Genomic DNA, 12,906 nt, shown 5'->3' on the forward strand with positions numbered 1-12,906 from the left:
GTGATGTTGAATTGATTACCTGCAAGCGCGTGTGATGGCGTTATAGGCAGCCGTAAAACCGGACAGGCTATATTTATCCGTGGTTTCTGTCCCGCGGCCAGACACACCCTTGATAACCATATTATTGCCCCGTTTCATCGCAGCAATCAAACGGGCATCATCCTGCGCGTCATACGCCCAGGCACCACTTCCTTCTGTAAAAAGCTTTAAATCTGCCTTGCCGTCAACACTGAGTGCGACCTGGCTGTCCTGACGCAAAGGGTAGCCCATCACGGCATTCACTTCACCGGTTACACCGTACGAAGGCCGGTGTGTCACCATCAGATAGATATCTCCGCGGCGTACATTCTTTTTGCTGGCGGACCAGCTTTTTGGCATCGAAATCATGTAACAGGTTTTGCGCTTCTGGGCGTCCACACTTACAAGCGCATCCCAATCACGAAAGCTACCTATCAGGTCCCGTTTGTCGCGTGCAGCAGCACTGGTTGCGAGAACCGCAGCGCCAACAACCATGAAACCAGCCTGTTTTAGAATGTTTTTGATACCTTTACTCACTTGTCTCGCCTTTATTTCGTGCCAATTGCTTTTCCCGGCGCTGAAGCCGGGATATCGGTTTGCCGTGTATATGCTCTTCCACCGGATCGGGCTGACGGCCAGCCATCACCGGGCGTTCAGGAAACTTCCCCAAAACCCGCATGCGGTCATACATTACTATAGCGCCTGCAGTTGCTACGTTAAGAGAGAATTTTGACGGGATTTTGATCATATGGTCACACCGGTCCGCCATTTCCTCGCTCAATGAGGTGCGCTCTCCTCCCAAAACATAGACCGCCTGCATAGGATGCCGGAAACTGGGCAGATCAATCGCATCGTCTGTGATCTCAACCCCCACCAAGCGGCATCCCTTAGGTACCAGAAGGTCATCCACTGTCTCAAAATTATAAAAGGGAATTTGTTCATGACTTTTTGCCGTATTGGCAAAGTCTTTCGTGATGATCTGGCCGGTCAATACTTCCCGCTTCGGGTTCACAGCAAAGGCAAAGGATGCCCCAAACGCATGCGCGGTCCTGACAAGATTACCGACATTGCCCTTCTTTGACACGCCGTCAATCCCAACTCCGAAATACCCTCGCATTTCCACCATTATACTGCCTTTTCCGTTAATGCCGTAACGCGTTTCGCGTCCGGGTGAACCATACATATCAGACAGATAGCAAATATCGACAATCCTGCAATCACGAAAACTGCTTCGATCCACCATTCCAGCATAAGGCCAACGACCAGATTAGCAACCGGGACCAGCCCGACAGATAAAAACATCAGGATCGACATAACCCGGCCCATCAGTTTTTCCGGGGTGATTGTTTGTATCCAGGTTACGATAAACACCCACACCCAGTTATCCCCAATCCCCGCAATGAAGAACAAAATCATCGGCGGCACCACAGAATAAAACAAAACCACACTGGCAACTGTCAAGCCGGAGAAAGCCCACAGCGCAAAGGCTATTCTAATCAGCTTCTCAGGTTTTGGTCCCCGTGTCAGGACGGCTAATACACCACCGATCAGAGCACCGGCACCATATGCCATTAACTCCAGTGCATAAATTAAAGCGCCCTCTTCAAACCGGTCCTGCGCCAGTACCGGCAGGCCAACAAAAACCGGTGCCAGAAAGAAAAAATCCAGTCCAATGGTCCCAATAAAAATAAGCCTGAGCGCCGGGGTCTGCCATACAAAGGCAACCCCCTCCTTCAACGACTGAACAACCGATTGCCCCGTAGGCTCCGGGTCCCTCAGGCTCCGTGCTTTTGTGAACAGCAGGCTGATGCAGGACACAAAGAACGTAACAGCATCAAAAATCAAAGCATTTGCGATGCCGCCAAACGTATCGTCTGTTTTTGTCACCGTTTCTTCTGATACACCGTGGACCGTATCAAGACTGAACTCCCCCGCAATCAATAATCCGGCAATCAGGGGCCCAAACACGATCGAAATCTGATAGCTGATTTGCACAAGCCCGTTACCGTCCTTCAGTTGCGAGGCGGGCAATACACTGGGCAGTACGGCATTGGCGGCTGGGAAATAAAAGGCATCGGCAAGGCCAAATGCGAAAGCAAATAAAAACACATGCATGACAGTCGCCATGCCGTATAGCAATAGAACGGCCAGAATAAGCACGATCACAAGCCGCACAAGGTTACAGACCATCATAACCTGTCGCGGGCTTGATTTATCAACCAGCACGCCGCCCGTCAGCATGAAGACCGCCCGCGGCAAACCCTGGGTGGCAAACACAAGCCCCATTAAGGCCGGGCTGCCGGTCAGCGTCAGCACCAACCACGGAAATGCAATAATCGATACATGGTCCCCTACGGCTGAAATAAAATTCCCGACCCAGAAGACCAGAAAATTACGATCTTTAAACAGTTGAAACATAAAAAGCCTGACTACATAGAGGGATTTCTGCTATCTATCCCCATGCTGATCAAAAGCGCAAGCCCGACGATAAGGATTACAACCCAGTGAAAGATTCTCAGACGACACCAGAAACACCCGATACTGCCTCCGCTCAGGACCTGCAAAAACAGCCTTCCTGGGTTAAACTGGCGCTCGAATTTGGTCCGTTGATTATCTTTTTCCTCAGCTTCAAGTTCGGGGATATTTTCATCGCAACCGGCATCTTTATGGTGACAATGATCATCTCTATCCTGATTACGAAAAAGCTCCACGGGCATGTGTCGCTGATCCAGAAGCTGACCTTCGTTGTGGTGATGATCATGGGCGGCCTTACCATTTATCTACAGGACGAAACTTTCACCAAAATGAAGCTGACCATCATCAATGGTATCTTTGCCTCTATCCTGCTGATCGGGCTTTTACGCGGACGCCTGTACCTGAAAATGGTAATGGAAATGGCCTTTGAAATGGATGATGCCGGCTGGAAAACATTTACCAAACGATATGTTGGTTTCCTGATCGTCATGGCCGTGATTAATGAAGTGATCTGGCGCACACAAAGCACAGATTTCTGGGTTAACTTCAAGACATTCGGCTATATGGGGCTGACTTTTATTTTCATGTTCGCCCAAATGCCCTTATTCATGAAATATATCAATGAAGAAGACAAAGACGAACAGGCGTCAGACTAACAAAAGTACCGGCATATACTGCTCTATGGTTCCGTATATTAAACGTCTGCCCACTCAGCAGGGTTGGTGAAAGGTGCAAATCCTGCCTTGCCTTCCACTTCCCGGAAATGACCTAACGCCCAGTGGACGCTTGGGAAAGCAAGGTCATCCCACGGAATTTCTTCCCACGTGAACAGGCCTACTTCCAGGCTTTCAATTCCGGGTTTGATATCGTCAGACAGTAGTTTTGCCCGGTACATCATATGTACCTGAGAGATACGCTTGACGGTGTAAACCGCCAAAAGGTCAAGTATTTCGATTGATGCTGTTGCTTCCTCGTACGCTTCCCGCATCGCCCCTTCTGCAGGCGTTTCGTGCACTTCCAAAAACCCGGCAGGTATGGTCCATTTTCCTTTCCTGGGTTCGATCGACCGGCGGCACAGCAGGATTTTGTCGCCAAATGTCACAACGGACCCCGCAATAATCTTCGGGTTTTGATAATTGATGAATCCACATTCGCGGCAAACCAACCGTTCACGGTCATCCCCATCGGGAATAGCCGTACTGAAATTTTCATGCTCATCATGCGGATTTGTCATAAGCACCAGTTTGTCGTGGCTTGCCAGCAAGGTCCAGCAAAATCCATCCAACCGATTGATTATAAGTGCATATTATACGCGAATATCGATGATCGAACCCAGCGGTACATCCCGGCCATCATCCCGCTGTTGAGACAAACGGCCAAAAGGTGCTTCGCTGGTTCCGGCACCGCCGGTGGTAAAACTGGCGACACGCTTTTTAGCGTCTTCCACCTCTGCCTGTGACGATAAATCCGTACCGCGTTCTGACTTCGCGGGTGGTTTGGTCTGCCCAAACGGGTCCCGGACGGTATCTGGCAACTGCCCCCGGGATGCAATATCCTGTGCACGTTGGTCCTGTATTGGCTGCTGCCTGACCTGCTGCCTCTGCTGCTGGTCAAGTTGCGCCTGCAACTGTGCTTGTAGTGCACCACTATTGTTTTTAACGTCCATAAAGTCCAACCCTGCACAAACAGTTCAGCCAACCGGTAAAACCGGTTTTAGGTGTAATTTCCAGTGGACGACTTCTTCGAACCGACAGACGGTGTTTTACCGTGTTCATAAGCCTTATCAGAAAAAGGTAACTAATTTATAAAATCTTCATTTGATCGAAGTTTGTCAAGTAACCTTTCAAGATCCGGCTTGTATTGCGTAGAAACTGTATCAAGCGCATCCGTCAATGCCGCGATTGCTTCGTCCCGCTTTCCAACCTGGACGTAGGCACGGGATAACATTTCCCAGCCGCGCACATCGTCAGGGTTTTCAGCCAGTCTCGTAGCCAGACGGTCAATCATGCTGGCGATAAATGCCTGCTGGTCCTCAGGGCTCATTGCCATCACGGCTTCGCGGTCCGCCTCGGACACCTGCGGCAAGCCGCTTGGTGCCTGCGCAATATCCTCACCTTTCAACTGCGCCAGCTCATTTTGCAGGGTCCGGGCAAGCCCAGACTGCGCATCAGTGCGCTCCAGCAAGTCTGACCAGACCTGAATCGCACCAGCTGTGTTCCCTGTGTCTTTGTAAAACTGACCCATATAGAAATATGCTGCAGGATGGTCGCCGTGCGCTTTCACCACACCGTCAAGCGCAAGTCTAAGTGCTGGGTGCCACGATCCACTCGCCATCACCAGCATTGTCTCCAGACGCTGGACTGCCCACTGTGGCTCTTCTGGTTCCAGTTCCATCAAACGGCCATAGGCTTGTTCGACCGTATGCAAATCTGCCGCAGCTCGTGCTGATATGGCCAATACTTCCCAGCCGCGCGTGTCGTCAGGATTATCCCGCAAACGGGCCTTTACCTGTGCGATCGCCTCACGAAGGGTTGGCCCCCCTTCCTGAATAGGTTGATCCGAAAGCGCTATAACAGGCGCAGGAGCAGCCGGGGCGTCATGACTGCCGGTTTGCAGATAAATCCACAAACTGCCCGCAATACCAACCGCCGTCAGTGCGCCATACAGCATAATCCCTGCGCGGGAACTGCTTTGACTGGAAGTGTTTTCTGCAACCGCTGCATCAAGCCGCAAGATACGACGTTCGATCTCAAGCCGTGCAGAATGGGCCTGATCCTTATCGATCAAACCGTTCGACAGATCACTTTCAAGTTCCCGTAACTGGTCTTTATACAGCGTCAGCGAACTTTGCGTACGTCTGCGCATTCTCGGCGGCAACAGGACTGCCGCAATGAAAACCAGCGATAGAACAGCCAGAACACCCCAGATCATTTAGTTTCGTCCTTTTCCAGAAGTGCTTTCAACCGTTCTTGTTCTTCTGCCGTTAAATCCGACACACCCTTTTGGGCGCTACCCTGCCGTGACCGCATGATCAGCATGACCGCAACAATAATCAAAAACAGGGCAGGTGATCCCCACAGAAAAATTGTCCCTGCCCGCAGTGGGGGCTTCAGCAGAACCCAGTCACCGTACCGGGCCACAAGAAACGCCTTCACCTCGTCTGGCGACTTCCCGGCACCAATCTGTTCCCGGATAATAACGCGCAAATCTTTTGCAAGATCAGCGTTAGAGTCCTCGATAGACTGGTTTTGACAAACCAGACACCGCACCTCTTTCATCAGGTCCCGCGCAAGCTGTTCCCGCGCCGGGTCTGGCAGTTTTTCTTCGTCCACTGCAACGGAAAGAGCAGGCGCAGCAACCACAAAAACCAACAACACAAAGGAAATCAGGGACCGTATCATCTGGCTTTCTCCAGCTCGGGCAGGATTTTATCCTCAACTGCCGTCCCGATCACCGGACCCCAATGCCGATAACGAATAACGCCGTCACCATCAATGACAAAAGTTTCAGGGACACCGGTGACACCAAAATCAATCCCGACAATCCCGGACAGGTCTGCCCCCGTTTGCACATAGGGGTTACCCAACTCTTCCAGAAATGCTCTGGATGCTGTGACCTTGTCTTTATAAGCAATCCCGTACACAGGCACCTTATAGGTTTCCGCCAGTTTCATAAGGTTTTCATGTTCCGCACGGCACGGCACGCACCAACTGGCAAAGAAATTGACAATAATCGGATCGCCCGTTGCCAGGGCAGTATTGGACAGGCCCTCTTGTCCCTCAATGACGCTTTCAAGATCAAAAGCCGGCGCTTCCTTCCCAATCAACACACTTTTCAATTCCTGTGGGTTTCTGTCACCACCCATCATGGCCGCGAACAAAACCACAAGAAATACAACAATCAATAAGGGGACAAATCTATTCATGCCGGTGTCTCCACTTTCGCAGATGCCGCCGCAGTATCGCTGGATGGCTGCTTGGTGGCCTGATCCCCACCAGCGGTCTTTACGGATGCATGCTTCTTGCGGCCTTCCGGGCTGCCGATCCGCAGCCGACGGTCTGACAGGGACAATAGCCCCCCCAGCATCATCATGATTGACCCAACCCACAGACCAGAGATCATCGGCTTGAAATAAAGACGCATGGACCACGCCCCGCCACCGGCAGATTCGCCGATCACTGCATACAGATCACCACTGAAAAGCGGTGTGATGGACGCTTCGGTCGTATTGGTAACCGGGTTAGTATAAACACGGTCTTCCGGTGTCAGCACTGTAATCAGCCTACCGTTTTCTGTGACATCAAGCGTCCCCCGTACCGCGGTATAATTTGGCCCGGTCGTACCTTCAACACTCTTGAGAGTAAAGACATAGTCGCCTACCTCCGCACCTTCTCCTGGTCGCAGGACAGTCAGTGTTTCATCGGTAAAGGCCTCGCTGACTGTCATGCCAAGAATAACAATCGCCAACCCGAAATGTGCGAACGCCATACCCCACGATGCCCGCGGCAAAGACCGCAATCTGCCAAAAGCCTTGCCCGGAGCCTTAAAGAGCTGGATGCGACCAGCAATCTCCAGAAGAACAGACACCGCAAGATAAAGCGCAAGCGCAAAACCAAAGGCCGTCATCACAACGCCCGTACCTGCAGACAGGGTTAGGGCAATCCCCCCCAGAACCGCTGCCAGAAAGGCAGGCAATAATATTCGGGCCGCACGGGATAGATTGCCCCGCTTCCATGCCAGAAGGGGACCAAACCCAAGAGCAATCACAAGGGGCGACATCAACACCGCTGCCGCAAATTCAAAGAAAGGGGGTCCGACTGAAATCTGGCTACCGTCAAAAGCCTCAAGCACCAGTGGATAAAGCGTACCAACCAGCACCACACCCGCAAAAGTCGACAGCAGAATATTGTTTAGCACCAGCGCGCTTTCGCGGCTGACCATGCCAAACAAACCGCCCGGCACCAGTGACGGTGCCCGCCAGGCATAGAGTGCAAGCGACCCGCCAATGACAAACGCCAAAAATCCGAGAATGAAAATACCGCGCGTCGGATCACTGGCAAACGCATGGACACTGACAACAACACCGGACCGGACGATAAATGTCCCCAACAGCGAAAGCGAAAAGGCAATGATTGCAAGTAAAATAGTCCAGCTTTTCAGCGCATCGCGTTTTTCAACAACAATGGCAGAATGCAGCAGGGCTGTCGCAGCCAACCACGGCATAAAGCTGGCATTTTCCACAGGATCCCAGAACCACCAGCCGCCCCAGCCAAGCTCGTAGTAAGCCCACCAGGACCCAAGAGCGATACCACCCGTAAGCAGCACCCACGCAGCCAGCGTCCATGGCCGGACCCAGCGCGCCCATGCGGGACTGACCTCGCCTTCGATCAGGGCAGCAACGGCAAAGGAAAAAGCGGCGCTTAGCCCCACATAGCCAAGATACAGCATGGGCGGATGAAAGATAAGACCCGGGTCCTGCAGCAAGGGATTCAGGCCATTGCCTTCAATCGCAACAGGGTCAAGACGCTCAAACGGATTACTGGTCGCAACGATGAACAGCAAAAACCCGAATCCGAGCAAATTCTGGACCGCAATGGCCCTGCTCTGAAAACGGAGCGGCAGTCTTTTACCGCGCAGGGCAACAGCGGCAGCAAACAGGCTTAACATCAAGGCCCACAACAATAAGCTGCCTTCATGATTACCCCAGGTGCCGGCAATTTTATACAGGAGCGGTTTGGCAGAATGGCTATTTGTCGCAACATTTAAGACGGAAAAGTCTGATATGACATAGCTGTACATAAGTGCGCCAAAAGCCACAATCATGCAGACAAACTGCACATAGGCCATCCGACCGCCCAGTATCATCAGACGATCATCATTTCGGGCGATACCTACATGGGGAAACGTGGCACCAATAAGGGATGCAATCAGTGCCAGAATAACAGCAAAATGACCAATTTCTGCAATCATCAACTATCCCTATCCGCCAGGATGCACGCATGCATCCGTATTAGTTGGCATGGTCCCCGGCGGGGCATAATTTTCGTCATGTTTTGCCAAAACCGTTGTCGCGACAAAAACACCGTCTTCATTCAGCGCCCCTTCCGAGACGATGCCCTGCCCTTCGCGGAACAGGTCAGGCAGCAAGCCTTTGAAAACGACCGGTACGTCCACAACACAGTCAGTGACGGTAAACTGATGGGTCAGCCCGTCTTCTGCTTTGCTGTATGATTCCATCGCAACAAGCCCACCAAGGCGGAAATGCCGCCCCGGCTCCATCTGGCGTTCCTGAACGCCGCTTGGCTGCAGAAACAAACTCAGGCTGTCTTTACCCATCGCAAAAAGAACCAGAAACACGGCAGCAAACAGAACAACAATACCGGTGATCATAACCAGTAAGCGTTGCTTTTTGCGTGTCTTCATACCGGACTTCGCCATTTTTAAAAATCCTCAACACGAGATTTACGGAGAGCTTTCAAGGCCTCTGCTTCCTTACGGGCTTTTTGCTGACCTAGTTTGGAGAAAACAGCAACTGCCAGAAGAACCACAGTCACAATGCCGTAGGACAAGGCAATATAGCCACTATAGTCACCCGTATTCACAATTTCATTCATGAACCACTTACCTCCTGAAGCCGAAGGACAGCTATCTTGCGTCTGTCAATTTCAAGCTTCATGCGCCAGAAAAAGACAATCACAAAATACGCCTGAAATGCGATCGCCATCATAAACAGCGGCCACAGCATACTGCCGTCAATGGTGGAACCATCAAGACGCATAACACTGGCTGGCTGATGCAGCGTGTTCCACCAATCAACGGAAAATTTGATAATGGGAATATTCACACTGCCAACAAGGGCCAAAATCGCAGCAGCCCGCCCAGCCTTTTCTTCGTCGTCCATAGCCTGCCAGATCGCCATATACCCCAGATACAGAAAGAAAAGAATCAGCACAGATGTCAGCCTGCCGTCCCATACCCAGTAGGTTCCCCACATGGGCTTGCCCCACAGTGCCCCGGTCACCAGTGCAAGCGCAGTGAACGCAGCACCTATTGGCGCGGCTGCCTTGCCCGCAATTTGCGCCAGTGGATGCCGCCACACAAGGGCAACAAAACTGGAGACGGCAATCACCATATAGGTAAACATCGACATCCAAGCAGCAGGCACATGCACGTACATGATCCGAACACTTTCACCCTGCTGATAATCAATAGGACTATCGAAGAACGCCAAATACAGGCCGTAACCAAGCGTGCCGATAAATACCACAACGGCCCACGGCATGATCTTGTCTGCGAGGCGCACAAAACGCGCTGGATTGGCAAATATATGCATGAAGAAGTTCCTACCCTGAACAGCTACCAAGGGCAAGTGTGACAAACTGTCTTGCCCTGGAACACATCAAACCCAAACACCTTATATACGGACCACTATATGGTGCCACCTGTTTCATTATTCCAGTGCCAGCCGGATAGCTGATGCTGATGCAATCGGCCCCAAAACAACCGCCACAAGCGTAATCGCCGACAACAGTGCCGTATGCGGCAGTACATCAAGCCCCATAATCGCAGCATCAATACCCGTTACACCGAAAATCAGGCTCGGTATATACAAGGGCAACACCAACAGCGACAATAAAACGCCGCCCCGCCGCATCGCAACGGTTAGTGCTGCACCGATACTCCCAATAAAACTAAGTGCCAACGTCCCAATGGCAAGGGACAAAACCAATTGGACATAGCCTTCTGCCGGTAAATTCATCAGCAGCCCCAGCAAAGGGCTTAAAAGAACAAGGGGCAGGCTCGTTGAAATCCAGTGCGCCAGAATTTTTGCAATCACGACAGGCAACAAGCCCGCCGGGGACAGAGCCAGGTCGTCCAGACTGCCGTCTTCATAGTCTGCCTGATACAGTCGGTCGAGACTAAGAAGACATGCCAGAAGTGCCACCACCCAGATCACGCCGGGTGCAATGCGCGTCAGCACCTGCGGTTCGGGGCCCACACCAAAAGGAAACAGGGTGACGGCGATAAAGAAGAAACTCAACGACATAGTTCCTGTGCCGCCTTGCGACCAGCCAAGACGCACATCCCGCATAATCACCGATATCATAATAGCGAAAGACGCGTTCATGCCCAGTCCTCCAGAAACGCTGAGGAGAACGGACCCGAATTGTCCGATGCTGGCGCAAAGGCTGAGACGTCAAAATCCGTACCCGCCGCTGCAACAGGATCATGCGTTGCCGCCAGTATGATCCCGCCTGACGCCAGCTTTTTCTCCATCAATCCCGCCAATGCATCTCGGTTTTTACTGTCCAGACCAACAGTAGGTTCATCCATCAACCAAACAGGCCGGTCAATCAGACCAAACCGCATCAATGCGGCGCGGTGTTTCTGACCGCTGGAGAAATAACGAACAGGCTGATCAAGAAGACGGGACAGGTCAAAATGCTCTGCAGTTTCAAGCAATCTTTCAACCGGGGCATCACGCCCAGTCATTATACGGCACAGGGCATCACAATTTTGCCGCAACGTCCAGATGGGCTTTAACGCATTCTGGTGCCCCAGATATAAAGCATAGGCGCTAAACGGAATATCGTGTTGCTGCAAAACTGTGCCGTCATAAGAAACTGTTCCAGAACTGGGGGCCAATAGCCCGCCAAGAATCCGAAGCAGGGTGGATTTGCCGCAGCCGTTCGCACCCTTCAAATACAGAAGATGTCCGGCTTTTACACGAACCGACAGGCCTTCAAAAACAGGCCGCCCTCCACGCTGACACGCAAGACTATCCAAAACAAGTTCTATCATAGGCTGATCAATAGCCATTGCGGGCAAACTCAGCAACCCTTATATCAAATAACAGGACTATTCATCGGGGGTGTGCTTTTGCTGGATCTTATTCAGACAACATGGCCAGTCAGTGGCTTCTTGGCAATCGCGCTTCTGTGCGCTGTCTTGTTAGCCACGTCCCATATCCTGCGAACAAAAGACACTGTCAGTAGCGCCATCGCATGGATTGGCCTTGTCTGGCTGGCCCCTGTGTTTGGCCTGATTTTTTACTTCCTGTTTGGTATCAGCCGAATTAGACGCCGGGCCAGACGGTCCCGTGAACAGCGCGGTATGACAGTCAGGGAAGAAACAGGCGACCCTTTTGGCGAAGAAGGCTCAGTAGATAAGTCACTGCCATTCCGCTGGCAGGTACATGACCAATTGGCTTCCCGTGTTTCGGGCATGCCCATTACAAAAGACAATGCGCTAGAACCCCTTATCAGTGGTCGGGACGCTTACGATGCCATGATTGATGCGATCGATCAGGCCCATTCAACCATCATGCTAACGAGCTACATCTTTCAGGCCGACCAGGCTGGCAGACGTTTTATCGCAGCACTGTTACGGGCGAAGGAACGCGGTGTTAAAATTCGGGTCCTTGTAGACGCCATTGGTAACCTATACGGATTGAAGCCCGTGACCCCGCTGCTGCGCCGTAAGGGTATCAAAGTTGCTACTTTCAACCCGGCCCGTCTTTCCTGGCGTCTGGCGTTTTTCAATCTACGGACACACCGAAAAATCCTGATAACGGACGGTATTACGGGATTTACCGGCGGCATGAATATCCGCAAACACCATCTGGGGCACACGGACAAGGACGGCAACCATGTCCCAAAGGTTCGGGATATTCATTTCAAGCTGACCGGTCCGATTGTAAGGCAGATGGTGGCCTGCTTTACCGATGACTGGTTCTACTCAACCAGCGAAGAACTTGACCCGGCGACATGGATGCCGCAAGTACCGAAACCAGTGGCAGAGGGTGTAGAGGCCAGAACGCTTCCCGATGGTCCTGATGACCCATTCGAGGTAACCGCCATGGTCATCGAAAGCGCGTTGGCGTCCGCCTACGAAAGTGCGAAAATCGTCACCCCTTATTTTATTCCGAGCGAATCCTTAATTGCAGCCCTAAAGCAAGCTGCCCTGCGCGGCGTGAAAGTAGATATTGTCACGCCCAAAGTGTCTAACCTGCCGTTCTTCAGCCTTGTGTCGCTTGCCGGAATGCGGCAATTGATCGACAGTGACTGCAACATCTATCTATCACCAGAACCCTTTGATCATGCCAAACTGATGGTTGTTGACAAAAGCTGGGTCCTGTTTGGCTCCAGCAATTGGGATGCCCGTTCGCTACGGCTGAATTTTGAATTTAATGTTGAATGTTACGGTGGTGTGTTTGCAGAGACCATGGATAACATCGCAGCAGCCAGAATTCAGGAAAGTACAAAACTGGACCTTAAGTCCTTGAAGAAAAGGCCAGGCTGGAAACGCATGCTTGGCAGGGTTTTATGGCTTGCCAGTCCCTATCTATAATCTCGCATCCTGACTGCGCCGTATCATACGTCAGCGACCACTTGGTAAATATAAAAAGGAGTG

16 protein-coding genes are annotated in these 12,906 nt (G+C 51.8%); 2 read left to right on the forward strand and 14 right to left on the reverse strand.

The genetic code is table 11. From position 1 onward, the window contains the following. Nucleotides 1–15: 15 nt before the first annotated feature. The 3 genes from IE181_RS02755 to IE181_RS02765 are packed head-to-tail and all read right to left on the reverse strand — an operon-like array spanning nucleotide 16 to nucleotide 2,436. A complete protein-coding gene (locus IE181_RS02755; RefSeq protein WP_191250021.1) occupies nucleotides 16–555 on the reverse strand; it encodes an invasion associated locus B family protein in 540 nt (179 codons plus the stop codon). Beyond that, nucleotides 548–1,144 carry an RNA methyltransferase gene (locus tag IE181_RS02760; RefSeq protein ID WP_229819105.1) on the reverse strand — a complete coding sequence of 199 codons (597 nt, stop codon included), beginning with the start codon at nucleotides 1,142–1,144 and terminating at the stop codon, nucleotides 548–550. Before IE181_RS02760 ends, IE181_RS02755 begins: the two co-directional genes overlap by 8 nt. Continuing rightward, nucleotides 1,144–2,436: an MFS transporter gene (locus IE181_RS02765; protein WP_191250022.1), complete on the reverse strand. Its 1,293-nt coding sequence runs from the start codon at nucleotides 2,434–2,436 to the stop codon at nucleotides 1,144–1,146. Before IE181_RS02765 ends, IE181_RS02760 begins: the two co-directional genes overlap by 1 nt. Before the next feature lie 86 nt (nucleotides 2,437–2,522). On the opposite strand from IE181_RS02765, the gene IE181_RS02770 reads away from it, so the two are divergent. Further along, a complete protein-coding gene (locus IE181_RS02770; protein ID WP_229819106.1) occupies nucleotides 2,523–3,149 on the forward strand; it encodes a septation protein A in 627 nt (208 codons plus the stop codon). Between the two features lie 38 nt (nucleotides 3,150–3,187). On the opposite strand, the gene IE181_RS02775 is transcribed toward IE181_RS02770, so the two are convergent. The 11 genes from IE181_RS02775 to ccmA all read right to left on the reverse strand — a co-directional run bounded on the left by IE181_RS02775 (nucleotide 3,188) and on the right by ccmA (nucleotide 11,313). Further along, nucleotides 3,188–3,727, reverse strand: coding sequence for an NUDIX hydrolase (locus IE181_RS02775; protein WP_191251517.1), 540 nt, complete (start codon nucleotides 3,725–3,727; stop codon nucleotides 3,188–3,190). A 72-nt stretch (nucleotides 3,728–3,799) separates the two neighbouring features. Beyond that, nucleotides 3,800–4,159: a hypothetical protein gene (locus tag IE181_RS02780; protein WP_191250023.1), complete on the reverse strand. Its 360-nt coding sequence runs from the start codon at nucleotides 4,157–4,159 to the stop codon at nucleotides 3,800–3,802. A 131-nt stretch (nucleotides 4,160–4,290) separates the two neighbouring features. Then, nucleotides 4,291–5,424 (reverse strand): c-type cytochrome biogenesis protein CcmI, encoded by a 1,134-nt coding sequence (ccmI, locus tag IE181_RS02785; protein WP_191250024.1) that lies wholly within the window; start codon nucleotides 5,422–5,424, stop codon nucleotides 4,291–4,293. Then, complete coding sequence (locus tag IE181_RS02790) at nucleotides 5,421–5,894, reverse strand: cytochrome c-type biogenesis protein (RefSeq protein WP_191250025.1); 474 nt, start codon at nucleotides 5,892–5,894, stop codon at nucleotides 5,421–5,423. The genes ccmI and IE181_RS02790 overlap by 4 nt, the downstream gene beginning before the upstream one ends. Continuing rightward, the gene (locus IE181_RS02795; RefSeq protein WP_191250026.1) at nucleotides 5,891–6,418 is read right to left on the reverse strand and encodes a DsbE family thiol:disulfide interchange protein; all 528 of its coding nucleotides are present in this window, start codon (nucleotides 6,416–6,418) and stop codon (nucleotides 5,891–5,893) included. The genes IE181_RS02790 and IE181_RS02795 overlap by 4 nt, the downstream gene beginning before the upstream one ends. Continuing rightward, on the reverse strand, nucleotides 6,415–8,463 hold the full coding sequence (locus tag IE181_RS02800) for a heme lyase CcmF/NrfE family subunit (RefSeq protein WP_191250027.1): 2,049 nt from the start codon (nucleotides 8,461–8,463) through the stop codon (nucleotides 6,415–6,417). Before IE181_RS02800 ends, IE181_RS02795 begins: the two co-directional genes overlap by 4 nt. 9 nt (nucleotides 8,464–8,472) lie before the next feature. After that, a complete protein-coding gene (ccmE, locus tag IE181_RS02805) occupies nucleotides 8,473–8,931 on the reverse strand; it encodes a cytochrome c maturation protein CcmE (protein ID WP_191250028.1) in 459 nt (152 codons plus the stop codon). A gap of 2 nt (nucleotides 8,932–8,933) precedes the next feature. Then, nucleotides 8,934–9,107 (reverse strand): heme exporter protein CcmD, encoded by a 174-nt coding sequence (gene ccmD, locus IE181_RS02810; RefSeq protein WP_191250029.1) that lies wholly within the window; start codon nucleotides 9,105–9,107, stop codon nucleotides 8,934–8,936. Further along, nucleotides 9,104–9,826 carry a heme ABC transporter permease gene (locus IE181_RS02815; protein ID WP_191250030.1) on the reverse strand — a complete coding sequence of 241 codons (723 nt, stop codon included), beginning with the start codon at nucleotides 9,824–9,826 and terminating at the stop codon, nucleotides 9,104–9,106. Before IE181_RS02815 ends, ccmD begins: the two co-directional genes overlap by 4 nt. 117 nt (nucleotides 9,827–9,943) lie before the next feature. Further along, a complete protein-coding gene (gene ccmB, locus IE181_RS02820; protein ID WP_191251519.1) occupies nucleotides 9,944–10,600 on the reverse strand; it encodes a heme exporter protein CcmB in 657 nt (218 codons plus the stop codon). 17 nt (nucleotides 10,601–10,617) lie between these two features. After that, a complete protein-coding gene (ccmA, locus tag IE181_RS02825; protein WP_191250031.1) occupies nucleotides 10,618–11,313 on the reverse strand; it encodes a heme ABC exporter ATP-binding protein CcmA in 696 nt (231 codons plus the stop codon). Nucleotides 11,314–11,373: 60 nt separating this feature from the next. Here ccmA and IE181_RS02830 point away from each other — a divergent pair, with 60 nt between their 5' ends. Beyond that, a complete protein-coding gene (locus IE181_RS02830; RefSeq protein ID WP_191250032.1) occupies nucleotides 11,374–12,843 on the forward strand; it encodes a phospholipase D-like domain-containing protein in 1,470 nt (489 codons plus the stop codon). The last annotated feature ends 63 nt before the right edge of the window (nucleotides 12,844–12,906 follow it).

Origin of the sequence: Kordiimonas sediminis, assembly GCF_014656395.1 — a bacterium.
GTDB classification, from domain to species: Bacteria; Pseudomonadota; Alphaproteobacteria; order Sphingomonadales; family Kordiimonadaceae; genus Kordiimonas_A; species Kordiimonas_A sediminis.